General features: G+C 68.2%; 23 protein-coding genes. 5 read left to right on the forward strand and 18 right to left on the reverse strand.

Annotation, left to right across the window (positions count from 1 at the left end; genetic code table 11):
• The 3 genes from BISU_RS11245 to BISU_RS11255 form a co-directional block, all read right to left on the reverse strand.
• On the reverse strand, window positions 1-1,251 hold a 1,251-nt coding region (locus BISU_RS11245; protein WP_202805598.1), incomplete at its 3' end, for a conjugal transfer protein TrbL.
• Between the two features lie 37 nt (window positions 1,252-1,288).
• Complete coding sequence (locus BISU_RS11250) at window positions 1,289-1,612, reverse strand: DUF6112 family protein (protein ID WP_024463535.1); 324 nt, start codon at window positions 1,610-1,612, stop codon at window positions 1,289-1,291.
• 166 nt (window positions 1,613-1,778) lie between these two features.
• A complete protein-coding gene (locus BISU_RS11255; RefSeq protein WP_024463536.1) occupies window positions 1,779-2,045 on the reverse strand; it encodes a DUF6112 family protein in 267 nt (88 codons plus the stop codon).
• A gap of 184 nt (window positions 2,046-2,229) precedes the next feature.
• Between BISU_RS11255 and cmtR the strand changes: the two genes are divergently transcribed.
• Window positions 2,230-2,631 carry a Cd(II)/Pb(II)-sensing metalloregulatory transcriptional regulator CmtR gene (gene cmtR / locus BISU_RS11260; RefSeq protein WP_428829341.1) on the forward strand — a complete coding sequence of 134 codons (402 nt, stop codon included), beginning with the start codon at window positions 2,230-2,232 and terminating at the stop codon, window positions 2,629-2,631.
• A gap of 154 nt (window positions 2,632-2,785) precedes the next feature.
• Window positions 2,786-4,735: a heavy metal translocating P-type ATPase gene (locus tag BISU_RS11265; protein WP_226839148.1), complete on the forward strand. Its 1,950-nt coding sequence runs from the start codon at window positions 2,786-2,788 to the stop codon at window positions 4,733-4,735.
• A 37-nt stretch (window positions 4,736-4,772) separates the two neighbouring features.
• Here BISU_RS11265 and BISU_RS11270 read toward each other — a convergent pair whose 3' ends face one another.
• From BISU_RS11270 to BISU_RS11315, 10 genes are all read right to left on the reverse strand, one after another.
• Window positions 4,773-6,386, reverse strand: coding sequence for a M23 family metallopeptidase (locus tag BISU_RS11270; RefSeq protein WP_024463539.1), 1,614 nt, complete (start codon window positions 6,384-6,386; stop codon window positions 4,773-4,775).
• Window positions 6,387-6,398: 12 nt separating this feature from the next.
• Window positions 6,399-7,076, reverse strand: a complete 678-nt coding sequence (locus BISU_RS11275) for a hypothetical protein (RefSeq protein WP_024463540.1) — start codon at window positions 7,074-7,076, stop codon at window positions 6,399-6,401.
• Between the two features lie 33 nt (window positions 7,077-7,109).
• On the reverse strand, window positions 7,110-8,090 hold the full coding sequence (locus BISU_RS11280; RefSeq protein WP_024463541.1) for a ParB N-terminal domain-containing protein: 981 nt from the start codon (window positions 8,088-8,090) through the stop codon (window positions 7,110-7,112).
• Window positions 8,090-8,944 carry a hypothetical protein gene (locus tag BISU_RS11285; RefSeq protein WP_024463542.1) on the reverse strand — a complete coding sequence of 285 codons (855 nt, stop codon included), beginning with the start codon at window positions 8,942-8,944 and terminating at the stop codon, window positions 8,090-8,092. Before BISU_RS11285 ends, BISU_RS11280 begins: the two co-directional genes overlap by 1 nt.
• Window positions 8,945-9,028: 84 nt before the next feature.
• On the reverse strand, window positions 9,029-9,511 hold the full coding sequence (locus BISU_RS11810) for a hypothetical protein (RefSeq protein WP_024463543.1): 483 nt from the start codon (window positions 9,509-9,511) through the stop codon (window positions 9,029-9,031).
• Window positions 9,508-10,311 (reverse strand): DUF2637 domain-containing protein, encoded by an 804-nt coding sequence (locus BISU_RS11295; RefSeq protein ID WP_024463544.1) that lies wholly within the window; start codon window positions 10,309-10,311, stop codon window positions 9,508-9,510. The genes BISU_RS11810 and BISU_RS11295 overlap by 4 nt, the downstream gene beginning before the upstream one ends.
• A complete protein-coding gene (locus BISU_RS11300; protein WP_024463545.1) occupies window positions 10,308-11,216 on the reverse strand; it encodes a bifunctional DNA primase/polymerase in 909 nt (302 codons plus the stop codon). The genes BISU_RS11295 and BISU_RS11300 overlap by 4 nt, the downstream gene beginning before the upstream one ends.
• Window positions 11,216-12,307 carry an ArdC-like ssDNA-binding domain-containing protein gene (locus BISU_RS13015; RefSeq protein WP_024463546.1) on the reverse strand — a complete coding sequence of 364 codons (1,092 nt, stop codon included), beginning with the start codon at window positions 12,305-12,307 and terminating at the stop codon, window positions 11,216-11,218. Before BISU_RS13015 ends, BISU_RS11300 begins: the two co-directional genes overlap by 1 nt.
• Before the next feature lie 242 nt (window positions 12,308-12,549).
• Complete coding sequence (locus BISU_RS11310; protein ID WP_081672699.1) at window positions 12,550-13,473, reverse strand: helix-turn-helix transcriptional regulator; 924 nt, start codon at window positions 13,471-13,473, stop codon at window positions 12,550-12,552.
• A gap of 115 nt (window positions 13,474-13,588) precedes the next feature.
• Window positions 13,589-15,634: a heavy metal translocating P-type ATPase gene (locus BISU_RS11315; protein WP_024463548.1), complete on the reverse strand. Its 2,046-nt coding sequence runs from the start codon at window positions 15,632-15,634 to the stop codon at window positions 13,589-13,591.
• A gap of 74 nt (window positions 15,635-15,708) precedes the next feature.
• Here BISU_RS11315 and BISU_RS11320 point away from each other — a divergent pair, with 74 nt between their 5' ends.
• On the forward strand, window positions 15,709-16,047 hold the full coding sequence (locus BISU_RS11320) for an ArsR/SmtB family transcription factor (RefSeq protein ID WP_226839147.1): 339 nt from the start codon (window positions 15,709-15,711) through the stop codon (window positions 16,045-16,047).
• 64 nt (window positions 16,048-16,111) lie between these two features.
• On the opposite strand, the gene BISU_RS12725 is transcribed toward BISU_RS11320, so the two are convergent.
• The gene (locus BISU_RS12725; protein ID WP_024463550.1) at window positions 16,112-16,405 is read right to left on the reverse strand and encodes a hypothetical protein; all 294 of its coding nucleotides are present in this window, start codon (window positions 16,403-16,405) and stop codon (window positions 16,112-16,114) included.
• Window positions 16,406-16,570: 165 nt separating this feature from the next.
• On the opposite strand from BISU_RS12725, the gene BISU_RS12730 reads away from it, so the two are divergent.
• Window positions 16,571-16,735, forward strand: coding sequence for a hypothetical protein (locus tag BISU_RS12730; protein ID WP_156100208.1), 165 nt, complete (start codon window positions 16,571-16,573; stop codon window positions 16,733-16,735).
• 68 nt (window positions 16,736-16,803) lie between these two features.
• On the opposite strand, the gene BISU_RS11330 is transcribed toward BISU_RS12730, so the two are convergent.
• The 4 genes from BISU_RS11330 to BISU_RS11345 all read right to left on the reverse strand — a co-directional run bounded on the left by BISU_RS11330 (window position 16,804) and on the right by BISU_RS11345 (window position 20,352).
• A complete protein-coding gene (locus tag BISU_RS11330) occupies window positions 16,804-17,796 on the reverse strand; it encodes a tyrosine-type recombinase/integrase (protein WP_024463551.1) in 993 nt (330 codons plus the stop codon).
• Complete coding sequence (locus BISU_RS11335; protein WP_024463552.1) at window positions 17,789-18,718, reverse strand: tyrosine-type recombinase/integrase; 930 nt, start codon at window positions 18,716-18,718, stop codon at window positions 17,789-17,791. Before BISU_RS11335 ends, BISU_RS11330 begins: the two co-directional genes overlap by 8 nt.
• Window positions 18,715-19,653, reverse strand: a complete 939-nt coding sequence (locus tag BISU_RS11340) for a tyrosine-type recombinase/integrase (RefSeq protein WP_024463553.1) — start codon at window positions 19,651-19,653, stop codon at window positions 18,715-18,717. The genes BISU_RS11335 and BISU_RS11340 overlap by 4 nt, the downstream gene beginning before the upstream one ends.
• A 138-nt stretch (window positions 19,654-19,791) precedes the next feature.
• Complete coding sequence (locus BISU_RS11345) at window positions 19,792-20,352, reverse strand: DNA cytosine methyltransferase (RefSeq protein WP_024463554.1); 561 nt, start codon at window positions 20,350-20,352, stop codon at window positions 19,792-19,794.
• A gap of 321 nt (window positions 20,353-20,673) precedes the next feature.
• Between BISU_RS11345 and mobF the strand changes: the two genes are divergently transcribed.
• Window positions 20,674-23,772: MobF family relaxase (gene mobF, locus BISU_RS11350; protein WP_324606623.1), on the forward strand; the 3,099-nt coding region annotated here is incomplete at its 3' end.

Consider the following 23,772-nt stretch of genomic DNA (forward strand, 5'->3'; position numbering starts at 1 on the left):
GGCGGTGGCGGCCTCCTTCGCCACGACCACCGCCCCCGCCACCGGGGCCGCAACCGCAGCGCCACCCGCAGCCGCGCCACTGGATGCGCCCGCTCCACTCCCGGTTGCCGCAGCACCTCCGGACGCTCCTGCGCCAGAAGATGCGGCACCGCTCGATGCGCCGGTCCCGGCAGAGGCTCCTGCGCCACCGGATGCGGCAGCACCTTGGCCGCCCGACGAGGGGGCGCTTGGTGCGGGAGCGGCCGGCGACGAACCGCCGTTGCCGCCGTCTCCGCTGTTGCTGGCGCTGCCGTCGAGGATTTTCTTGGGCCCGTCGCCCGATCCCGTGGCGGGGATGGGCAGCGGCCGGTTCAGGGCGCTCTTGGCGTCCTGTTCGGCGCCCATCTGGTTGTACAAATCCACGCCCACGAAGGAGAGGAACCGGTAGACCATGTACGGGCTGAAGCCGGCCAGGGCCATGAGCACGATGCCGGCCAGCGGGTCCGAGACCGACGCCAGGTCGGTGGAGATGGGGGCGGAGACCTGGGTGACGGCGACCAGGAAGATGACCACCAGCACCAATTTCGACAGGATCAGGGCGAGGACGAACATCGCCCACTTGCCGATCCAGCCTTTCGCGGCGTCCCAGGAGGACCCGGAGAACGCCAAGGGGGCCAGCACGACCGCCACCAGCAGCAGCGCCTTGCGGATCAATAGAGACAGCCAGACGATGGCGGACGAGGCGATGGCCAGCCCGGCCAGGAAGATGATCAATATGGCGCCGACGCCGGGCGAGGCCATGGTCAGCCCGCCCAGCCCGGCCACGAGCGCGGCGATCTTGTCGCCCATGCTCGCCGTGGTTTCGCCGGCGGCCTGGATGATGCCGGTGGACAGCTGGTCGGTGATCTGCAACGCCAAACCCACCAGCGTGATGACCAGGAACGAGCACAACACGCTGCGCGCCAGACCGAGGGCGGCGCGGGTCAGGGCGCCGGGGTCGCGGTGGATCAGTCCGGTGATGAGCTGGAGGAGGAAGAACAGGAGCATGAGGGTGGCGCCGATGCCGAAGATGAGGTTGTACACCTTCACGTACTCGGGACGCGCCACGTCCACCAACGTGGTCGTATCGAACACCGTCCAGACGGCTTTGAACAGCCAGCTGGCGGCCTCGCCCATCGCGGCGGCCAGCCACTCGAACGGCGCCGACACCAGCGTGGCTGCGGCTTCTCCGGCCACGTCGCACACATTGGAGATGACGGGGACATCGCACACGCCCATCACCAGCCTCCCTTCGGATCGAAGTGCTGGCTCATACGGCCTGACCGACGTTCCAGAAGAAGTTGATGAGCGTGACCGCGGCCCCGCAGATCACCGCCGCCCCGCAGGAGACGAGCACGCCGACCTTGCCCCGGCTGGTCAGGTGCGGGTTGGAGCTGTTGGCGCCGAAGCCCCACACGATCGCCGAAATGATCAGGGCGAGCACGGACAGGATGAGGCCGACGGTCATGACCGCGCCCACGATCGTGCGCAGCTGGGCGATGCCGGGCAGGCCGTCCGTGTTCGGGGTGATGTTGATGTCCAACGCCACGATGCCCACACTCCGGGCGAAAGCAGTGGTGATGAGGTCGTGCATGACGGGCTCCAATCCAAGAGGGGCCGCCCACCGGAATGCGGGCGGCAGCGTTATGTCCCCAGACAGGTGCGCCCCCACACCCCGAGCCCCAGACATGGAAAGCGCCCGCCCTCCGAGTTGGAGGACGGGCAGCAAGAAAGAGCTGAGAAGCGAGATGAGCCGCTGGCTAGAGTTGCTGGCCGACGCCGATCAGCCAGTTCAGCAATGCGCCGCCGCCGCCGGTCATGACCGCGACGCCCAGGGCGACGAGCACGCCGGTGCGCCCGCGCGAGGCGAGCTGGTAGTTGCCATTCGAGGCGCCGAACGCCCACACCACCCCCGAGGCGATGAGCGCGGCGACGGCGGCGACCAGGGTGATGGTCAGCAGCGCGCCCACGACATCGCGCAGGCTGTCGATGCCAGTCAGGCCGCTGAAATCAGGAAACACATTCATTGTTGCCACCTCGCTAGGTTTGGCGGCAGCGTCGATTCCTTGATGCGGTGCTGCGGCCGGGTATGGGCTCTGCTGGCAGGTGCGCACCGGCCGCCCCGCCGGATGGCGCGGCTGAGATGGTTTCCTTTGGCGGTCAGGCGACACTCTCATGAATGGTCATCGTTTGCTGTATGGTCAGCGGTTGATGTATGGTCATTGTATGCTGACTATTGCTTCGAGGGTTGATGCGATGAACCGGTTGGGCCGCGCGATGGCGGACCCGACGAGATCGCGTATTCTGCTGGCGCTCCTGGAGGCGCCGAGCTATCCGGCGGTGCTGGCGCGCGAGCTCGGGCTTTCGCGCACGAACGTGTCGAACCACCTGTCGTGTCTGCGCGGCTGCGGCATCGTCGTGGCCGAGCCGGAGGGGCGGCGCACGCGCTACGAGATCGCCGACCCCCATCTGACGGCCGCGCTGACCGCGCTGGTGGATGTGACGCTGGCCGTCGACGAGAACGAGGTGTGCCTGGATCCCGAGTGCGCCACGCCCGGCTGCGGGGCCAAGGCCCCGCAGGACAGCGGCGAGGCGGTGGCGATCCATGAGTGACGAGTGCTGCGGGGCCGAGAGGTCCGCTAGCGCGAAGAGTCCCGTGTCGCTGACCCGGGTGCCGCGTCAGTCCGCGGCCCCTTCATGCGGCTGCTGCGACCACGACGAACCATCGGCGGCAGGACTCGACGAGTCGCGGGAGTGTGCTCGGCCCGTGGCTGATGATGGCGACGCATGCTGCGGCCCGAATCCCGCGCCGCTGTTCGGCGCGTCGAAGGACGACGATGAGGAGGCGGTGCGCCCGCCGTGGTGGCGTGACCTGGCGTTGCTGCCCTCTGCGATCTCCGGCGCGGCACTGGTCGCGGGCTACGGCCTGCAATGGTCTGGCCTGGGCACGGCGGCAACCGTGCTGCACTGGGTCGCGCTGCTCTCCGGCGCATACACGTTCGTGCCCGGCACGCTGCTGCGCCTGATCCACGGCCGCATCGGTGTGGGTCTGCTGATGACCATCGCCGCGGTGGGCGCGGTGATCCTGGGCCATGTCGGCGAGGCCGCCGCCCTGGCATTCCTGTTCTCTCTGTCCGAGGCCCTGGAGGACCGGGCGATGGACCGGGCCAAGGAAGGGCTGCGCGCCCTGCTGTCGCTCATCCCGGACACCGCACGAGTCGAGCGGAACGGGGCCGAGGAGACGATCCCGGTCGCCCGGATACGCGAACTCGATCTGCTCGTGGTCGGTGCCGGCGACCGGGTCGCCACCGACGGCGTCGTCGCCCAGGGCCGTTCCAGCCTGGACACCTCGGCGGTGACCGGCGAATCGATTCCCGTTTCCGTCGAGCCTGGCGACCAGGTGCTGGCCGGATCGGTCAACGGCTCGGGCACGCTGCTCATCGAGGCGACCGCCGACGGACGCGACAACTCGTTGACCCAGATCGTGGCCCTGGTCGAGCAGGCCCACGCGAAGAAGGGCGAACGGGCCCGGCTCGCCGACCGCATCGCCCGCCCCCTCGTGCCCGCCGTGCTGATCATCGCCGCGCTGATCGCCGTGTTCGGGTTCATCGTGGGCGACCCGGGACTGTGGATCGAACGCGCCCTGGTTGTGCTGGTCGCCGCCTCGCCGTGCGCCATGGCCATCGCGGTACCGGTCACCGTCATCAGCGCCATCGGCTCGGCCTCTAAGTACGGCGTGGTCATCAAGTCCGGCCAGGCCTTCGAGCAACTCGGCACCATCAGCACCGTAGCCCTGGACAAGACCGGCACCCTCACCCGCGGCGAGCCCCAGGTCGTCGAAGTCGCCTCCAACCAATACCCGGAGCAGGAGCTCTTGGCCTTCGCCGCGGCACTGGAGACCTCCAGCAGCCATCCGCTCGCCGCCGCGATCACGGCCGCATCCCCAGAGGCTCCGGCCGGCCGCGACATCGAGGAGGACGCCGGACACGGGCTGAGCGGCACCGCCGGGATCACCAAGGTCCGGGTGGGCAACACCCGCTGGCTGGACCCCGGCGAATACGGGGAGGCGGCCGAACGCATGGCCGCCCAGGGCATCACCGTCGTCGCCGTCGAGACCGACGGTGCCATCGCCGGTCTGATCGGCGTGCGCGACGAGCTGCGGCCCGAATCCGCCCAGACCATCGCCATGCTGGACGCCATGGGCATCGCCACGGTCATGCTCACCGGCGACAACCCACGCACCGCGCACGCCCTCGCCGCCCAGGCGGGCATCAGCGACGTGAAAGCCGGACAGCTGCCCCGCGACAAGGCCGAGGCCGTCGCTTCCCTCGCGAGCAAAGGGCCGACGGCCATGGTCGGCGACGGCATCAACGACACACCCGCGCTGGCTACCGCCACCGTCGGCATCGCCATGGGCGCCAAGGGATCGGCCGCCGCCATCGAGTCCGCCGACGTGGCCTTCACCGGCGACGACCTGCGGCTCATCCCGGCCGCCCTTGCCCACGCACGCCGCGGCCGGCGGATCATGACCGTGAACATCGGACTCGCCTTGGCGATCATCGTCACCCTCTTCCCGCTCGCGCTCTTCGGCGTGCTCGGACTGGCCGGGGTCGTCCTCGTCCACGAGGTCGCCGAAGTGCTCGTGATCCTCAACGGCATCCGCGCCGCCCAGCGACCCGCTGCCCAGACCGCACCCGAGCCCGACAAGACGGCATGACGGCGCGACCGTTTCCGCTGGGCTCCGAAGCAAGGACCTATTCTTTGACGGTGATGTGCAGGTGGTCCCAGTGGCCGCCGGTAACGTCGGTGGGGTCGTGCATGCCTCCGCCGTTGTACGATCGCCAGCCCTCTGAGTCGCGGCCGAGGGACCAGATTCTGCCCTGCCAGATCAGATACTCGACGCCTAGGGTCTCGGCGTTGTCCTTGAGCCAGTTCGTCGTCCGCCAGCCCGCCTCCAGCTGGCTGCTGGTGGGTCGGGTGCCGATGGGGTTGCCGAAGGTCACGTCGCACGCCCGCCCGAGGGGGTGCTCGGACTTTTGGCCGGGGCGCGGCGACCAGCACGCCCACGCCGTGTCCGGGAACGCCGTCTTGGCCTGGTCCATGATCTGGGCACTGCGTGCGGTGATCCGCCCCTCGCTGGTCGGGTCATCCACCAGCCGGCCCCCGTCCCCGCCGATCGGGGTGGCGGTCCCGCCGGGAGCGTTGGAGGAGCATCCGCTGCTGCTGCCCGCGTCCGTGTCGCTGCCGGTCTGGCTGGTGGCGCCGTGGGCTGTGAGCCACTGGTCCGGGTCGATGGGCTCGCGCCCGCCGGGCCGGACCTCGAAGTGCAGGTGGGGCCCGGTGGAACGGCCCGAGGAGCCGACGTCGCCGATGCGCTGCCCGGCGGTGACCTTCTGGCCGACCGTGACGTGGATGCCGGTCTTCCACATGTGGATGTACCCGGTCGAGACCGGCTTGCCGTCTACCGTGTGATCGATGACGATATGCCCGCCCCACGCATCCGAGTAGTCGGCGACCGCCACGATGCCGTCGGCGGCCGCGTAGATGGGGGTGCCGTCGGGGGCGGCGTAGTCGGTGCCCTCGTGCAGGCTCCGCTCGCCCGTGATCGGATGGGTCCGGTAGCCGAACGGCGAGGTCAGCACCCAGCTGCCCTGCGGCAGCGGGAACACGACCCGCGGCGTCTCGGGGATCGCCGCGTTCGGCTTGTCGTCGCTGCTGGCCGCTGGCGTGGTGAGCGTGTCGAGGATCGTCTTGGCCGTCGGCTCGTAGTTCTGGTAGCGGTCCGGATAGGCGGAGACTTCGACGGCCTGCGCGGCTTGGCCCTTGTCCATCGTCTGCCAGCCGGGGATGTCTAGGAGTCCGCGCGGCGAGGGATAGTTCGGGCCGGTGGGCCCGCCGAAGAACGCCCGCAACTGATACGCCGGGTCCATCAACTCTTTGACGCTGCCCCAGCCGGATTGGGGGCGCATCTGGAACAGGCCCAGCGAATCGTGGTCCCCGCCGTCCCCGTCGTTCGGGTAATTGGCGCTCTCGGGGTAGGTGCCGGTGTTCGACAGCATCCGCAGGGTCGATTCGGTCAGGGCGGCCATGAGCGCGATCTGCACCCCGTCACGCGTCACCCCCTGAATCTTCGAGCCCACCGCGATGATCGTCGCCGCATGGGTGAGCTGCGCCTTGTTGAGGGTGAAGGTGGAGCCGTCCCGAGTGGTCACGGTCAGGGAGCCGGGCACGGGGCCGACGTTCAGACCACCCGGCGCGGTGCAGGCGGCGCCGGCCGCCGGGCTGGCCAGCAGGCCCACACCCACCAGCAGCAGGAACGGGCCGAGCAGGAGCAGCGCCAACGCGGCGAGAGCGAGCTTCTTCACCATGACAGCCACCGGCTACTTCAGGGGATTGTCGAGCTGGGACAGGCGCAGCGCATGACACGAGCCGCCTGTCGGGCAGGCGAGGAACACGGTGAACGACACCGCGAAGTCCTCGCCCACCGGCCGGCCGTTCCACTCGCCGTTTCGGTGCCGGGTGCCGTGGATGGTGACGGCCGTCGCCCCGGACGGTATCTGGCCCGGCTGGGCCTGGCGCACTGCCTCATGCCATGCTTCGGGCACATACGAGCGCGTGATCGTGAGGGATTGGCGGGTGGCGTGCTTGCGCAGTTCGACCCACTGCTCGCGCGACGGCAGATACGCCGCCACATCCGAGGCAAGTCCGGCCTGCTCCATGCCGGTGGGATCGCCGACCGCGAGAATCGAAGCGCTGTAGTCCAACGGGAACAGGCCGCTGGCGGTATCCCACGTGAACAAGGAGGTGGCGAGGTTGCGGGCGAACACGTCCGGGTCCCGCGACCCCTTCACGGCCGGCGGCCTCGCCACCGTTGGCGATGGACTCGCTGATGCAGATGGCCCAGGAGCAGGCGAGGCGGACGGCGGGGACGAGGGTTGGCGCGTGGGCCCGGCGAGCAGGCCGTAGACGCCCACCCCGGCCAGCAGCGCGAGGACGAGGGCGGCGGCGATGAGCGCGTACAGGCGGACATGGGAACGGGAATCAGGTGAAGTCTTCATGCCCGGCAGGTACGCAGCGCGCCCCGCGAACGGTCAGAGCGCGTGGAGGCGGGGCTGCCCATCGCGCTGGTCGCGCAGTGCTCGGAGCTTGTGGGCTGCGGTGGCGGTGCCTTCGGCGGTGGCGTAGAACGCCTCGGCCTGCTCCTCGGTGAGTTCGCGGGCCAGCAGGTCGAAGTCGTAGCGCTCCCACCACTCGTACAGCTCGCCCCAGGTCAGGTTGAACGCCCGCACCGGATAACGCGCAGGCACAGCTTGCCGCCGCGCCGGGGCCTGCCGTTGTTTCTTCGGGTCGTCTTTGACCCGCGCCAGCGCCTCGTCGGCCAGCCGGTGCAATTGGGCGTCGCGATCCTGCCTGGCGGCATCCACCGCCGACCGGATGGCTTGGTAGATGGGGTGCACCGGCGCGTCGGCCTCGATCTGGGCCAGGCCGTCGGCAGCCTGCTGCCTGATCTCGTCGGAGAGTGTGGGGTTGGCGGCGATCTCGCGTAGGTAGCCGACCTTCTCCAAGGTCTTGTAGGACGCTCCGCCGGGGATGGTCGCCGCGGCTTGTTCGCGGGCGTCGCCGTGTGCTTCCGACGGTGCCGGAAATTTTCCGGGACCGTCACTTCCCGGCTGATTGTCCGCGCTGAACCGGCTGGCGGTCTGCCGTCGGGAGGCGTCCTCGGCGAGCAATTGCTTGATCTCCCTGTACAGGGCTTCGGCTTCCAGCGGGGTGAGTTCCTTGTGCAGCATGTTGTCGTCCTGCTCGGCCAATAAATGCGCGAGGCGGTCGCTGATGGCGGAGCGCACCCACACGTTCACCGTCTTCCACCCAAGAGCCCGCACTGCGGCGAGCCTGCGCGCCCCGCACACGAGGAGGCCGTCGGGGGTGATGGTGATGGGCTGCAACAGGCCCTCGCGCTGGATCGAGGCGACGAGGGCGTTGAGGTCGCCCAGGTCGCGGCGGTGCCGCTGGCCCACGCGGATGGAGGCGACCGCCCGGTCCAGCTCGATATGCCCGCTCGCCGTGTTCATCACGCACCCCGCACGCCCGGACTGCCGGGTGCCGACAAGACGATGAGGGCGACGAGTTCGTCGTCGGCCAGCAGGTCGACCAGCCGCTCGCCCAACAGCAGACGCAGCAGGATGCCCTGGCCGCGCCCGGTGGCCGAATAGGCGGCGTCGGGGCTGCCGAGCAGGACGCGCAGCAGGCCCGTCCACGACACCGCCGGCACATCCAGCAATGCCCGTGCGTGCCGGTCGCGGCGCAGCGCCTCGTACGTGCTGGCGCGGGAGCCGAGGCGGGCCAGGGCGTCGCACACGTGCCCGATCGCCGTGGCCGCGGTGCCTTCGGGCCAGCTCAGCAGCGCGAACAGCGCCACCGCATCCTCGACCACCGCCACGACCAGCCCGGTGTCCTCATGGTCTGGCTGTTCGTCGGCGTGCTGGTCGTGGACGTGGAAGGCGGGATGGTAGTCCGTCAGCAGGTTCTCGCGTTCGGAGAACCGCTCGGGATCATGGAACCGGGAGACCTGGGGGCGGCGGGCCTGGTGGGTGGAGCACAGGAGGCCTTGGGCGCGCTGCTCGGCGATGCAGGTGATGCGCACGGCGTGCGTGACCACCGCCCACGGATCATCGGCGGTGCGGGCGGCGCGGGTGCGCATCACGTCGAACGCGGCCCCGGCCGCCTCCCACGCATCCAGCCCATGCTTATGGGCCAGGGCAGAGTATTTCTCGGCGGTGAACGTCATCAGCTCCGCGGCCACCGGGTCGCGCCGCCACGCGCCCGGGCCGGCCTGGTGCAGGCGGGTCAGGAGGGCGCGCAGGCCCTCGCCGGTACGGAAATCATCCTCGCCACTGGTGGCGGTGTGCTGGGGTGTGGGTCTCATGGTGTATGTGCCTCCTGGGAGGCTGGTGCGCACCGGCTCCCTGGATGGGCGGGGCCAGACCGGTCGAAGCGTGTTCATGGGTCATCACCGCATCCCCACCCCGGAACGGGTCGCGGCCGAAACCGAAGCCGCGCGGCGTCCGAACGCCGAGACCGGCGGCAGCTCACGCACCCGCCTCGACACCGCCTTCGCGCTGGCCGCGAGGCCGCGTCGGGTGCGGGTTCCGGCGGCCTGGTGCAAGCGGATGCCCGTCCATGCGATGCGGCCGGTGCCGCGCGAGAGCAGATCGGAGGCCCGCACCCACTCGACCCCACGCGCCCGCGCCGAATCCACCTTCTCCTTGACCGTCTGGCGGGACGCATCCGTCTTGACCGCATCCGGCACCACGACGCTCTCAGCCGTCTCTTCTGCCGCGGCTACAGCGTTGCGAGTTTCGGCCTCTTGGACGGCCGTCGGCTCTGAGGCCAGCACAGTCGCGTGCGCGTCGAGACGGGTCTGCTCGTTTTCGACTCCATCGGGCGTCTCTCGCGTCTTGATGGGGTTCATCGCTGGTGTGTGCTTGTTCATGGTTCATCTCCTGCCGTATCCGATTCGATTCCAGTAATGGGGTGCGCGAGCGCGAACCAGCGGCCCACCGTCGAGGCATGCACGCCCAGATGCCGGGCGATCCGCTTGTTCGACCAACCAGACTCACGCAGCTCCTGCGCCCGCTCGCGCCGATCCGACGGCGACTCTCCGGCCAGTGAATCGCCGCCGGTGGACTCTTCAATAGGGGGCGCGTCGGTAGTCGGCTTCCTCTCGACGTTCTCCGTAAGCGACTCGATCTCGCTGAATGTCTGGCCGAGTTCCGGGATGTGCTCGACACTCGGGAGTTCTGGCGTTGTCTCGGCTGGTGCGGGACGCGGAGCCTCGTCCGGTGCCGAGACTTGATGGACGGCGATTCGCGGCGTCTCGGCGGGTTCGTCGGGTGTGCGGGTGAGGATGACCGTCAGATGGGTGATGGCCAGGAGCACGATGGGCGGGACGGCGGCGACCGCCGCGGCCAGAATGCTAGGCACGCTGGTGTCGGCGGAGACGATGGCGTGCACGGCGTTGGCGGTCACCGAGATCAAGGCCCCGCCGGCCAGGAGCATCCACGGATACCACGCGCGCTTCTGCCCGGCCAGGGCGACGACGGAGACGGTGGCGACCACGATGATCCCGTCCACGATCAGCGGCCACGCCCACGCCTGGCCTGACGCGATCCCGGAGCGGGCGGCGAGGTCGGCCAGTGCGGTGAAGGACAGCCAGAACGCGCCCAACGCGATCACACACGTCCCCGCCACAGCGGTCCTTGCCGCCCACCGGCGGCTTCTCATCCCAGTCATGGCAGCCTCCTTGCCGGTGAGGCGTGCTGAGGGTCACGACGTGCAAAGGAGTCGGGCGATGAAGTGCTGCTGACGGGCGTGGGCTGGGTGGTGCGGTAGGCCGAGCGCACCGTCACCGCGACCTCCCGCTCCGAGAGCCCGACCGTCTGCGCGGGGTCACGCAAAGCGTCGAACGCTTCAACAGGCGGCAGCCCGTGTTCGGCGAGGCGGCAGGCGGCCCAGAACAGGCCCCGGTTCCGCTCGCCCTCCACCAGCGTGCCCACCCACGACACAATCCGATCCACCGCATCCGCCGAAGACAACACAGGCTGTCGGATGTGTGTCTGCTCGGCTGGCTTGGGGCCGAGGAAATTCCGCAGCCTTGTCGCGTCCACCGGCTGACTGTCGGCGTGCAGCTCGACCACCTCATACGCGCGCAGCACGCCGTTCACTGGGACCGTCGAGGGTGGGGTGACGATATAGCCGCCGTCGCCACGGAAATCGATCCCGACCCGCGCCGCCTGCCACGACCGCTGCTCGACGACCTCGCTGGCCGGGTAGTAGAGGTGCATGCCGCCCGACGGGGTGCGCACCACCGCCAACGGCACCGGCAGCAGACCAGCCTCACGAGCACGACGCAGCGCCTCGAAGCCGTTGACGCCGTGCACGTCGACATCCACCACCACGACACCGGATGTCTGTCCGGTGGGGATGGCGAGATTCGCTGTTGGCACCCGCCGCCACCATGACTCGATCGGTGCAGGGTTGGTGGTGGCGTCGAGGAAGCCGCGGCTACCCGGAAGCGGCCGCTTGCCGCCGGGAACGCACGCGAACACCGGCACACCAGCCCCGGCCAGCTGACGCGCGGCAGTAGCGGGATCGGACGAGAGGCTCCTGAATGCGAAGATGAGAAGGTGCGTGGCCATCACAGCCTCCGTCCCGCAGCAGCCGGCTCACCGGCTCCAACCCGCTCGCGCTCGACGGGAGGAGCTGGCGGCTTGCGTGACGCCGTTCGGCGTGGGCCATCCACTGTGGCGGCCTTGTCGAGTCCGGGTGGGGTGCCGTCGCCCACCTTCATGGTGTCGAGCCGGTCGAGGATGCCGAGCGCCGTCTTGCGCACGCGCTCGCCCGTCGCCTTGACGACCTCCACCGGGCTCGTGTCCTTGACGGAGGCGGCCCACCCGGACACGTAGGGCACGGTGTAGCCGCTGGTATCCATGCCGTGCGCCGCGCCCACCATCAAGGCCACCGACTCGGCCTCCACTTCCGCCACGCCACGATGCCGCACGGCGTCGGGATTATTGGGGCCGTACAGGAGCACATGCGCCAGCTCGTGCGCCAGCGTCTTGACCCGCGCCGCCTCAGGCATATCCGACCGCACCGAGACGGTCTTCGCCATGTAGTCGGTCAGCCCATTCGTCCCAACAATCGACGCCGCGTCGGGAACTTGCGTCAGCTCGAAGCCCGCCGCCTTCACTTGTGTGGCCAACCCGTCCCACAGCCCTTCCGGGGCCTGGCCTTCCAGCAGTGTCGGGGCGGGTGGTTCGGGGATCGGCGTGCCGTCGGTCTGGCTCACGTCCCACACGTAGGCGGGCTTGACGCCCACCATGCGCGAACGCTCCACCTCGCCCGCCTTGCGCTTCTCGCGCGGTGCCAGACGCCGCCACGACATCGGGTCGGACGGGTTCGCGGAGGCGAAGCGGGCGGTGACCGGCGCATAGATCATGTAGCCCGCCTGGCCCCGGGCGACCTGGCGGCCCAGAGCCTGCCACTGCCGGTAGCCCGCCACCAAGGTCGGGTAGGGGTCGGGCACGCGGCCCTGCTCGAACGCCTGCTCGTGCTGGGCCCAGATCAGCAGCGTGTTGTTGAAACTGCGCGAACGGAACCTAGCCGCAAACGAGAGCGCCCGCGCCCAGTCATCGCCGGTCACCAGTCCTTCGACCGCGCCCGTCAGCTGCCCGTGCAGTTCCTCCAGCCGCGCCTCGCGCGCGGCCCGTGTCTCCTCTTTCGTCGCCATGTGGGGACCTCCCTCCGGTCGGGGACCACCCCAGACAAGAGGGCGGTCATGCGACTGTGAGGTACGCCAGGCAATCCGAGAAGCAGAAGAAGGAGCAGACCAAGAAACAAGCGGCCGCACCCGCCACGGCAACCCGAACAACCCAGCGAGAACTAACAGACATACCCGAAAACCAAGCGACACAGGAGACCAGACCGGGGAATGCCCCAGCACTGAGGAGATTGACTAGAGTTTCGGGTAAGTCACGCCAAGGCGTTGTGCGTGCGCCGGTACGTGCCGGGCGTCATGCCGACGTAGGCATGGAACGCGCGGATTGCGTAGCCCATGCTGTGCCAGCCGACCTTCTCGATGGCGTTCTCGACCAGCAGGTTGGTCTCCCGCAACAGGCGGGCCAGCTCTTCGATCCTGAGCATCGTCAAGTAGGCTATCGGCGTCTTGCCGTAGGCGTCAGCGAACACATGCGAAAGCCAGGACTCTGACAGGTGGACACGGTCAGCCAGCTCTTTGACCGTCCAATGATGAGCGAGGTCGTTTCGCTCCAGCTCGGCGACCTGCATGGCCTCGGGTCGCAGCGGCGCGAACCGGCGATGCCGGGGCATGGTGGGCCGCAGCCGCTCTCGCTGAGACGGCGACAAGCGCACCGGAGAGACCTTGACGAACGGCGTAATCACATCAGCGATAAGGAACCACATCGCCTGGACGCGGTTGAACCGCTTGATGCTATGGCCGGTGCCTGTCAGGCAGACCAGCTCGTCCAACCACGGCGCGATCCGGTCAAGCTGCTCAATGCCGATGCGGAGCAGTTGGACGGGTTCGAGATAGAGCTTTCCGGCCAGCTCCCGCGCGTCAAGCCGGTCAGACAGGAGACCGACATGCTCCCAGAACACCTGGCCGATCAGGTAGTCCGTGTCGATGCGAACGAGCGTGACAGTGCAGCGGTCCTCAGGCTCGACAGCGCACAGCGTGTTGGCACACAGCAGCAACGCATCCCCGACGGTGGCCGGCCGCTGGCCGAACTGAGAGCACACAATCGCCGAGCCATCGCGAACCACGGCAAGCTGCACGCAATCAAAGGCCACCGGGCCGACCAGCGATTCCAGAATCGCCGTCGCTGCTTGCAACGGGCGGCTTGCCAGGCTTTCGCTGCTGTCCCATCGACTGGTCATCTCATCGCCACCTGTTCACGAAGTGCTTCTTCAGTGCCAGGTCAGACCGTTGCCCCGCACTCACTCGTCCAAGCTGGGGCTCGACGTATGGACGTCCTCGCCCAGGATCGCCAATTCAAAGAGTTTCGGCCTTGGCTTGGCTTCCGGATTGAAGTTGGAGAGGGCTCTCTTCGTGATCGATGCCATAGTGTTCCTTGCCGGGTTGGAAGTTAAGCAGGCGCAGTGCATTGGCTACGACGAGCAGGGTGGAGCCTTCGTGTATCAGGACGACCAGGCCGATATTGAGCCCGCTGAAGGTCATTATGATTAGGAAAACAACAACCAGCATGCTGGCGGCGAGGTTCTGTGCAATGATCCGGCTGGTGGCCCGGCTCAGTCTGACACCGAACGGTACCCGGCCCAGGTCGTCGCTCATCAGCGCGATGTCGCAGGTTTCCAGTGCCACCGCCGAGCCTGCGGCTCCCATGGCTATAGCCACGTCGGCTTTGGCCATGGCTGGGGCGTCATTCACGCCGTCGCCGACCATGGCGATGGGCTGGTGCTGTTCACGCAGTGTGCTGATCTGGGTGACCTTGTCTTCGGGCAGCAGGCCTCCCAGCGCGACATCGACTCCGACCTCGCGTCCTACGGCGTCGACGACAGGCTGGTTGTCGCCGGAGATCATGACCATCTGATCGACGCCGGATTCGCGCAGCGCCTTCATGACCTGGATCGATTCACGGCGCGCCTGATCCATCACACCGACCAGGCCTAGGAAATTCCCGTCGTAGCGTACGATCATGGTGGTCTGACCACTGTTCTGGGTTTGGCAATAGCTCTCTTGGAGCCCGGTCGGCAGGTCCAGCCCTTGTTCGCTGAACATGCGCAGGTTGCCCACTTGCACGGGCTTGCCGTCAACAGTGGCGGTCAGGCCGCGTCCCGTCACGGCGTGCAGGTCGGCGGCTTTGAGTGTCTGGTCAACTGGAATCCGGCTGGTCAAATCACGGACGATGGCTGTAGCCAGCGGGTGGTCGCTCAGGGACTCGACGGCGACGAGAACCGGGACGAGCGCTTCGCCAGCAGGCCCTGGAACCGGTTTGAGGGCCGTCACGCTGGGCGTGCCCCAGGTCAGAGTCCCGGTCTTGTCGAAGGCGATGGCTTTGACGCGTCCGAGGGTCTCCAGCGGAGCGCCGCCCTTGACCAGCACCCCGGCGCGTGCCGCCCTAGCAATGCCGGCGAGCACCGCCGCTGGCGTGGCTATGGCCAAGGCGCAAGGGCTGGCGGCGACGAGTACGGTCATAGCGAGATAGAACGCGTCTTTGAAACCGTTGCTGAGAACTAGCCACGAGACGAGTAGTGTGGCGATGACGCCGAGGATGACTGCGGGAACGTACCAGCGTTGGAACCGGTCGATGAACAACTGGGTCGGCGAGGCGGTCTGGTCGGTGCTGGTCACCAGTTCGACAACGCGGCTGAGGGTCGAGTCGGCTGCGGTCGCGCTCACCTGGATTTCCAGCGCTCCGCTGCCGTTGACGGTGCCCGCAAAGACCTTGTTTGCGGCGGGAATGGCGTCGGCGTTCCGCATGTCTCGCTGCGGATCGGCCACAGGCTCCTTCTCTACAGGAATGGATTCGCCCGTGACTGCCGACTGATCCACAGCTGACATTCCCGAGATCACGAATCCATCGGCGGAAATCCGTGAGTTCGGGCGCACAACGACCACATCGCCGACGCGCAGGTCTTCGACCGGCACTTCGACCGCCTCTGCGCCGTCCCGCCGCACGAGCGCCGTGCGCGGCGCAAGCTGGGCGAGCGACTCGATCGACCTGCTCGCTCGACCCATGGCGTAAGCTTCCAGCGCGTGTCCCAAGGAGAACAGGAACAGCAGCACCGCCCCCTCGCCCCATTTGCCGATAGCGCCCGCCCCTATGGCGGCGACCAACATCAGGAAGTCGACCTCGAACTTGCCACGCAAGGTCGAGGCGATCGCCTCCTTGAAGGTGAAGAACCCGCCGAAGAAGTACGTAGCGAGGAAGAAGGCCAAGGGCAGCCCCACCAGGGGTACACGCAGAATGTATTCGGAGACCATCCCGGCCGCGTATGTTGCTCCTGCGAGGATAGCGAACCACAGCTCGATGTTGGACGTGCCGTGTTCTTGCTTGACATCTGAAGTAGTGTTCATACACACAACAGTACATCATAATATTTGGATATGTAAATATCATGTTGTGGGGTGTCGCCTGTAGAATGATTCTCATGAAGAAGACCCAGACGACCCCGAGCATGCCCACTCTCAGCGAGGAGGACGCGCAGTATCTCGCCGAGGTCATGCGGGCCTTGGCCTCGCCGCTGCGGCTGCGGATTCTTAGCTGTTTGCTTGAAGGTCCCGCCACAGTCAGCGAGCTGTGCGAGAGGCTGAGATCGGCACAGGCAGCGGTATCGAATCACCTGCGGCTGCTGCGCCACCTGAATCTCGTGACCGGCGACCGTCAAGGACGGAACATCTACTACCGGCTCTTCGATGAGCATGTCAACGACCTACTCAATCAGGCCATCGGCCACGCATCCCACCTGTCCGACCGAATTGCAAAGTAATCCTTCGCAACTTGGAGCCCACAAGCCCCAGCATCATAAAGTGAAGAGGCAGCACGAAAGCCGACTAGCGCGGGAGCAGTCGCAGTGAATCGATCGCCGTGGCGGCTTGCAGTGGGAGGACGCCGTTGCCGAGGACGGTGATCTGCTGGCTGTTGGTCAGTTCGCTGTGCTGGGGGTCGGTGACCCATCCTTGGGGCAGTCCCATGAGCCATTCGACGAAGGCCGGCGCTGGGCGTGGGCCTTCGGTCTGGTTCAGGAGCGCGGGTGCTGGGGCTTGTCGTCCGGTGATGCGCTGCCAGCGGGCGATGGCTGAACCGTAGCGTCCCCATTGTCGAAGAGTTGCTCGATCAGGGGCCACAGGGTCTCCGATTCGCCGCTCCTGTTCGCTGAGCCATGCGGCCCGTTCAGGGCGAGGTCGATGATCTGGTGCGAGAGCGCGATCGTGCCTCGACGCGCTCGTACGTGCTCCAGGCTCTCTCCGCCCCATTGCGAGTCCGAGGCCAGGGGCGTGCGGAATCTGACGATGGGCGAGGATGAAGACGCGAAACCGGTGGTGGGGAGCGCCGACAAGGGCAGCGGGTATGCCGACCCATCGCGCAGACATCCGCAGGTCGGCCAGATCGCCGAGTACATCACTTATGCGGAATTCCGCATAAGCGCCGGTATGTCGCCCTCGTGGTTATGTTGACCGGTGTCGCCGGGCCGCGTGGCTGCTGGGCTCGGGGGCTTTGCCGGTCAACATAACCATCGGCCGTGTCATTGGTTCTTGAGGAACGCGAGTAGCGCGTCGGAGGCTTGATAGCGGGCTGGCGGCTGTTCGTCGATGGTGGGGAGCCGGTCGAGGGTTCGGCGTTTGAGTTCCAGATCGGCGTGGAGGTAGATCTGCGTGGTCTGGATGTTCGCGTGCCCGAGCCAGAGCGCGATGCTCGCGGTGTCGATCCCGGCGTGGAGGAAGCTCATCGCGCAGGTGTGCCGCAGCGTGTGCGGGGTGACGTTCTTCGCGGCGATTGAAGGACATCGTCCTGCCGCGGTCGCCGCGTGCCGGGCGACGAGTTTGCCGACCGCGACCCTGGTCAGGGGCGTCCCTACGTGGGAAGGGAACAAGGGCGTGTCGGGTGCGGCGGGGAGCTCGCGGAACCAGGCGGTCAAGAGCGTGGTGGTGTTTTTCTGGAGCGGGATGACACGCTGTTTGCGTCCCTTGCCGACGCATTCGAGCTGACTGCGCAGCCCGATCTGGATGTCGCTGATGCGGAGGCTGACCAGTTCGCTGACGCGGAGCCCGGTCTGGATGCCCAGGTGCAGCAGGAGCCTGTCGCGCCTGCCGAGCCATGTATCCGTGTCCGGCGCGCCGATCAGAGCCTCGGCCTCGGGGACGGTGAGGAACGAGACGAGGGTGGTCTTTGTTCGTTTCGCGGGGATCGCGAGGACCTGGCTGATCGTGGCGATCGAGTCCGGGGCGCGGTAGCTGGCGTAGGTGAAGAACGACCGCAGTGCCGCCCGGCGGGCGTTGCGGGTCGCCGCGGAGTTCCCTCGGACGGTCTCCAGATGTTGCAGGAATCCGCCGACCAGGTCCGCGTTCAAGTCGGCCAACGTCAGCCCGGACGGGGCGACGCCGGTCGCGTCCTGGGCATAGAGCAACAGCAGCCGGAACGTGTCGGCGTAAGCGGCTTTCGTATGAACACTGGCGTTCAGGTGCCGGTCGAGCTTGTCGGTGAAGAAGCTCTGCAGCAGCGGTGCGAGGTCACTCATGGCCGGCTCCTGCGTTCTGGATGCGTTCGGCGAGAGCGGCGGCGAGTTCGGGCGTGTTCGAGAGATACCAGTAGGTGGATTCCGGGCTGACATGGCCGAGCCAGGTCGAGAGCACTGGCATCATCTGATCGACGTCTCCGCCTGCGCGGATGTGTTCGATGAGCGTGTTCGTCGCGAACGAGTGCCGCAGATCATGCAGCCTCACTGCGGGCTGGGTCGGCCCGCCAGACAGGCCCGCCATCGTGCGGATCTCTTGGAACGTCTGGCCCGCGGTCGATCTCGCGATCCGGGTGCCGCGACGCGCGACGAACACGGCCGTGGTCTTCGGTTCTGGGAACGTGCGATCCCGAAGCCGCTGGAACCTCCGGGTCGCGGCCAGTGTCGAGGCATGGATCGGAACGAGCCGGGACTTGCCGAACTTCGTGTCTGTGACCCGCAGCCAGCCGCCGTCGCTGTCCTCATCGGCGGTGATATCGGTGTCGTTGAGATTCCGGGCCTCGCTGATCCGTAGCCCGGTCACGGTCAGCAGCCCGAGAAGTGTCTGCCAGGACGCCGCGCGGACCGTCGGGCTCAGCCGGCCCGCCGCCGACAGCAGCGCGTCGACCTGCGGCGGGGTGAGAATCATCGGGTGAGCACGGTGACTGCCGTAGGGGTTGCCGTCGACCAGCGGAATCTCCGTAGCGGGGTCGAACCAGGCGGCGTGCTGGGCGAACTGGCGGATGTGGTTGAGGCGTTCCGAGACCGTGCGGCGGGAGAACTGCAAGACCCACTCGGTGGCCAGGTCGCGGCGGATCGTCGGCTCGCCGTGTTCGTCCATCCAGGTCACGAACGCGTCGAGCGTCTTGCCCGGTGCGGTCAGCTTGAACCCCAGCGCCCGCCGGGTCGCGAGGTAGCTGTCCGCGAGGGCGCGCAGATCGCTCATCGCGTCCACCTGCCCGATGCCGCACTCGGCCATTCCGAGACGAGCTGCGTGAGCCGGTTCGTGTCGACTTTCGCGTAGATCGCGGTCGTGCGCAGATGCGCGTGCCGCAGCAGCCCCTGGACTTCCTGCAGCGTCGCGCCCGAGGCGAGTGCCCCGGTCGCGAACGTCTGCCGCAGCCGGTGCGGGCCGAACTTCGTGACACCCGCGTTCACGCAGAGCTGTCGAACAGCGCCGCAGACCCCGTTCGCTGTCAACGGCTGGACCGGCGCGATCACGGTCCAGAACACCTCGTCACCTTCAACAAGGCCGCCGCGACCGTTCAGGACATAGTCTTCCAGCGCTTTCCCGACCTCGTCGGGCAGCGGGAGCTCGTCGACCCGGTCGCCCTTCCCGTGGATGCGGAGGCTGCCGGTCTGCCAGCCGATATCGCCCAGCCGCAGGCCGGCGATCTCGCAGGCCCGCAGTCCGAGTCCGGTCAGCAGCAGCAAGATCGCCCGGTCCCGCAACCCCTTCGGGGAGCGCGGATCGAGACTGTCGAACAGCATCTCGATCGTCCCGGCAGGGACCGGGTCAGGGATCGATGAGAGCCGCCATGCGGCGGCATGCGGAACCACGCCGGCGAAGTCCTGGCCGGTTCGGCCCGTGCGGTGGCAGAACTGCAGAAACGAGCGCAGCATCACCATCTGCTTACCCAGCGTCGACGCCTTCAACCCGCGGGCGGCTTCGAGGTTCACCCACTCGATCACGGTCGCGGCCGTCAGCGCCCGCAGCGTGTCATCGACCGGTGCGGGCAGCCACTCCACGAAGCCCGCGACACGGGCCGTGTAAGCGGCGGCGGTGCGATCCTGCGTCGATCGCTCCCGCAGCAGCCACCCTTCGAACTCGTCCAGCACGACACGCGTGTCCGCGCGGCGTTGATCACGATGAATCACCATCTCGGTCCTCCTTGACCTGACGCCAGACGATCACCGTGACCGCCCAGTCAGATCAAGCGAACCCCGCCAACAGCGCCGATGGTTATGTTGACCGGCAAAGCCCCCGAGCCCAGCAGCCACGCGGCCCGGCGACACCGGTCAACATAACCACGAGGGCGACATGCCGGCTCCCATAGCCCGCAGAGGTCGAGCTGCGCCGTCTGCCAGATGCCACGGGTCGGGTCCCAGGTCGCGAAGGGTTGCATCCGCAGGGGTTGCGAGGTCGGGGTTGCATTGCTCATTGTTGTCTCCTTGCGTTGGGAGTCGGATGGCGGTCGCGGAGAGCAGTCCGCGCACGTTCTCGATGACGACCCACTCCGGTTGCAGCGCGTCGATGGCTTCGGCCATATGCGACCACAGACCAGAACGAGTGCCGGGCTTCAAACCCGCCTTCTTGCCGGCCGTGCTCACGTCCTGGCAGGGAAACCCGCCGATGAGGATGTCCACCGGCTCGACCTGATTCCAGTCGATGGCGGTGATGTCGCCCAGGTTCGGCGCGTCCGGCCAGTGATGGGCGAACAGCTCGGCGACGGGCTGGTTGATCTCGGAAGACCAGATGGTCTGGGCGTTGAAGGCGTGCTCGACGGCCAGGTCGAGGCCACCGTAGCCGCTGAACAGCGACCCGACCCGAAGCCGGGGCGAGTGAGTGGTGTCGTGCATGAGGGCTCCCCGTGACGGGCGACCCCGACAGCGACTTCTCCTGAGCTGCTGCCGGGCTGGTCACCTGTCAGGTGCACGACCCTCCACGCCCGCCACTGCCGTCTGCCCGACGATGAGCGCCCGTCGGCCCACCGCGAAGCCTCCGGGATTCGCGGCCTTCTCGGCTGCCCGTCTCGCCGCCGCCCGACCGTCGTCGTTCCGGCTCTCAGCGCCGTCTTCTGGCCTGCCACACTTCTTTCAACGCGTTAGCGGGCGGCCGTGGCGGGTGCCTGGCTGGTGGCCGGGGCGGCGGGGGTTCACCTGCCTGGCATGACGGTTTCGATGCGAGTGATGAGCGCCGGCGACGGGTACGAGTACCTGCTGCGCACGGTCGCGGCCGGCGACGGCGACCGGTCGCTCTCGACCCCGCTGACCCGGTACTACGCCGAGGAGGGCACCCCGCCCGGCTTCTGGCTGGGCGCCGGCCTCTCGCGCCTGGGCCACGGGGAGCTCGAATCCGGCGGCCGGGTGTCCGAGGCCCAGCTCCAGCTGCTGATCGGCATGGGCCACGACCCCATCACCGGCCAGGCCCTGGGCTCGCCGTACCGGAAGTACACGAGCGTGCAGGAGCGCATCGACCGGCGTATCGATGCGCTCGATGATGGTCTTGGCCCGGCGGGCCGTGCCGAGCGAATCGCGCTGATCGAGGCTGAGGAGCACGACAAGGGCACCCGGCGCGCGGTCGCCGGCTACGACCTGACGTTTTCGGTGCCGAAATCGCTCTCGGTGCTGTGGGGGGTTGCAGACGCCGGCACGCAGGCCCTGATCGCGGACGCGCACCACACGGCGGTTGCGCAGGTGATTGCGTTCTTCGAGCGCGAGGTTGCGACCACCCGCGTGGGCGCGGCCGGCCCGGAGGGATCGGTCGCCCACGTGGATGTCGCCGGCGTGGTGGCGACCGCGTTCGACCACTACGACTCCCGGGCGGGCGACCCCCAGCTGCACACGCACGTCGTGGTGAGCAACAAGGTCTTCACCGTGCAGGACCAGAAGTGGCGCACCCTGGCCGGCCGGCCGGTGCACGCGTCGATCGTCGCCCTGTCCGAGCTGTACAACGCGACCCTGGCCGACCGGATCACCGGCATGCTCGGTCTGGCATGGGAGGCGCGCGAGCGGGGCCGCGACCGCAGCCCGGCGTGGGAGCTGGCCCCGGTGCCCGACGCGCTGATCGACGAGTTCTCCTCACGCTCCCGCGACATCGAGGACGAAACCCAGAGGCTCATCGCCCGCCACGTCGAGCGGCACGGCCGCCGGCCCTCGACCAGGACGATCATCAGACTGCGCGCGCAGGCCACGCTGGCCACCAGACCCGAGAAGCACGTGCATTCCCTGGCGGACCTGACCCGCGACTGGCGCGCCCGCGCCGACCTGCTCCTGGGCGAGGACGCGACCGGCTGGGCGCACACCCTCACCACCAGCAGCACTGAGCATGGCGGGCTGCTGCGCGCCGACGACATACCGCTGGACGCGATCAGCGAACTGGGCCGAGAGGTGGTGGCGGTGGTGGGCGAGAAGCGCTCGACGTGGCGGCGCTGGAACCTGCACGCCGAAGCCAGCAGACAGCTCATGGGCCTGCGCTTCGCCACCGCCGGGGACCGGGAGGCGGTCACCGGGATGGTCACCGACGCCGCCGAACAGGTATCGCTTCGCCTGACCCCGCCCGAACTCGCGTCAAGCCCGGCGCTCTTCCAGCGGCCCGACGGGTCCAGCCGGTTCCGCGACCGGGCTGCGGTGCTCTACTCGACCGAGGACCTGCTCGCCGCCGAAGACCGACTCCTCGCCCGCGCCAACCATCAGACCGGCCCCACCATCGCATTGCAGACCATCGAGACCGTCACGAGCAGGCCGGACAGGGAAGGCCGCATCCTCGGCCCCGATCAGGTCGAGGCGCTCACCCGGATCGCCCTGTCCGGCCGCATGGTCGATGTGCTGGTGGGCCCCGCCGGGGCCGGGAAGACCACGGCCATGAACGCGCTGCGCCGGATGTGGGAGAGCGAGCACGGCGACGGCAGCGTGCTCGGCCTGGCCCCGTCCGAGGCGGCGGCGCAGGTGCTCGGAGAAGAACTCGGCATCGAGACGGCGAACACGGCCCGCTGGTGGCAGCTGCACCTGCACCGGGGCGCGACCTTCCACCCGGGCCAGCTCGTCATCCTCGACGAGGCCTCCCTGGCCGGCACCGGCTCCCTCGACCGCATCACCGCCGTCGCCCAGCAGACGGGCGCGAAGGTGCTGCTGGTGGGCGACTGGTCGCAGTTGCAATCGGTCGACGCCGGCGGCGCGTTCGCCATGCTCGTCAACGAGCGTCATGACGCCCCCGAACTCACCGACGTCCACCGGTTCACACAACCGTGGGAGAAGACCAGCTCGCTCGATTTGCGCCACGGCCGCACCCGCGCCATCGACACCCTCATCGACCACGGGCGCGTCCACGGCGGCGAGCAGGAGCAGATGGTCGACGCCGCCTACACGGCCTGGCAGCGAGACATCGGGCAGGGTTTGGCGTCGATCCTGGTGGCGGAGACCCGCGAGACGGTCACCCAGCTCAACCAGCGCGCCCGCGCCGACCTGATCCTGGACGGCACGATCACGCCCGGCCGGGAGGCCGAACTACACGATGGCACGAGACTGGCGAGGGGCGACCGGATCATCACCCGCCGCAACGACCGCCGGCTGCGCTCGAAGAACGGGAGGGCCTATGTGCGCAACGGCGACCGGTGGAGCGTGGCCCATGTCGGCCGGGACGGCTCGATCACGATCCGGCCCGAAGGCCGCCGCTTCGGCGGCGCCATGGTGCTGCCCGCCGCCTACGTGGCCGAGCATGTAGATCTGGGCTACGCGATCACCGCGCACCGCGCCCAGGGCGTCACCACCGACACCTCGCACGTCGTAGCCACCGCTACGACGACACGGGAGAACTTCTACGTCTCCATGACGCGCGGCCGCCACGAGAACCACGCCTATGTCGCCATCGATCCGGTGGACGACGCGCACGTGGCCCCGCACCCCTCCGACAACCCCGACGCGACCGCCCGCAGCGTGCTCTATGGTGTGCTCCAGCATGTCGGTGCCGAACTCTCGGCGCACGAGACCATCGCCGCCGAGCAGGAACGCTGGGGGTCCATCCGGCAGCTCGCGGCCGAGTACGAGACCATCGCCGACACCGCGCAGCACGACCGGTGGGCGAGCCTGCTCACCGCATCCGGCCTCACCGACGACCAGGTGGACGCCGCGCTGGGCTCGCCCGCGTTCGGGGCCCTGATCACCGAGATGCGCCGGGCCGAGGCCAACCGCCACGACCTCGACCAGCTCATGCCCCGGCTGGTCCACGTCCGGGGCTTCGAGGACGCCGAGGACATCGCCAGCGTGCTGCACTGGCGCGTG

It is taken from the genome of Bifidobacterium subtile (assembly GCF_000741775.1).
In the GTDB taxonomy this organism is placed as follows: Bacteria; Actinomycetota; Actinomycetes; order Actinomycetales; family Bifidobacteriaceae; genus Bifidobacterium; species Bifidobacterium subtile.

Excerpts from the sequence above, each read along its gene's own strand:
- BISU_RS11250 (WP_024463535.1), bottom strand. The coding sequence starts at position 1,612 with ATGCACGACCTCATCACCACTGCTTTCGCCCGGAGTGTGGGCATCGTG.
- BISU_RS11255 (WP_024463536.1), bottom strand. The coding sequence starts at position 2,045 with ATGAATGTGTTTCCTGATTTCAGCGGCCTGACTGGCATCGACAGCCTG.
- cmtR (WP_428829341.1), top strand. The coding sequence starts at position 2,230 with ATGTATGGTCATTGTATGCTGACTATTGCTTCGAGGGTTGATGCGATG.
- BISU_RS11270 (WP_024463539.1), bottom strand. The coding sequence starts at position 6,386 with ATGGTGAAGAAGCTCGCTCTCGCCGCGTTGGCGCTGCTCCTGCTCGGC.
- BISU_RS11275 (WP_024463540.1), bottom strand. The coding sequence starts at position 7,076 with ATGAAGACTTCACCTGATTCCCGTTCCCATGTCCGCCTGTACGCGCTC.
- BISU_RS11280 (WP_024463541.1), bottom strand. The coding sequence starts at position 8,090 with ATGAACACGGCGAGCGGGCATATCGAGCTGGACCGGGCGGTCGCCTCC.
- BISU_RS11285 (WP_024463542.1), bottom strand. The coding sequence starts at position 8,944 with ATGAGACCCACACCCCAGCACACCGCCACCAGTGGCGAGGATGATTTC.
- BISU_RS11810 (WP_024463543.1), bottom strand. The coding sequence starts at position 9,511 with ATGAACAAGCACACACCAGCGATGAACCCCATCAAGACGCGAGAGACG.
- BISU_RS11295 (WP_024463544.1), bottom strand. The coding sequence starts at position 10,311 with ATGACTGGGATGAGAAGCCGCCGGTGGGCGGCAAGGACCGCTGTGGCG.
- BISU_RS11300 (WP_024463545.1), bottom strand. The coding sequence starts at position 11,216 with ATGGCCACGCACCTTCTCATCTTCGCATTCAGGAGCCTCTCGTCCGAT.
- BISU_RS13015 (WP_024463546.1), bottom strand. The coding sequence starts at position 12,307 with ATGGCGACGAAAGAGGAGACACGGGCCGCGCGCGAGGCGCGGCTGGAG.
- BISU_RS11310 (WP_081672699.1), bottom strand. The coding sequence starts at position 13,473 with ATGACCAGTCGATGGGACAGCAGCGAAAGCCTGGCAAGCCGCCCGTTG.
- BISU_RS11315 (WP_024463548.1), bottom strand. The coding sequence starts at position 15,634 with ATGAACACTACTTCAGATGTCAAGCAAGAACACGGCACGTCCAACATC.
- BISU_RS11320 (WP_226839147.1), top strand. The coding sequence starts at position 15,709 with ATGAAGAAGACCCAGACGACCCCGAGCATGCCCACTCTCAGCGAGGAG.
- BISU_RS12730 (WP_156100208.1), top strand. The coding sequence starts at position 16,571 with ATGGGCGAGGATGAAGACGCGAAACCGGTGGTGGGGAGCGCCGACAAG.
- BISU_RS11330 (WP_024463551.1), bottom strand. The coding sequence starts at position 17,796 with ATGAGTGACCTCGCACCGCTGCTGCAGAGCTTCTTCACCGACAAGCTC.
- BISU_RS11335 (WP_024463552.1), bottom strand. The coding sequence starts at position 18,718 with ATGAGCGATCTGCGCGCCCTCGCGGACAGCTACCTCGCGACCCGGCGG.
- BISU_RS11340 (WP_024463553.1), bottom strand. The coding sequence starts at position 19,653 with ATGGTGATTCATCGTGATCAACGCCGCGCGGACACGCGTGTCGTGCTG.
- BISU_RS11345 (WP_024463554.1), bottom strand. The coding sequence starts at position 20,352 with ATGCACGACACCACTCACTCGCCCCGGCTTCGGGTCGGGTCGCTGTTC.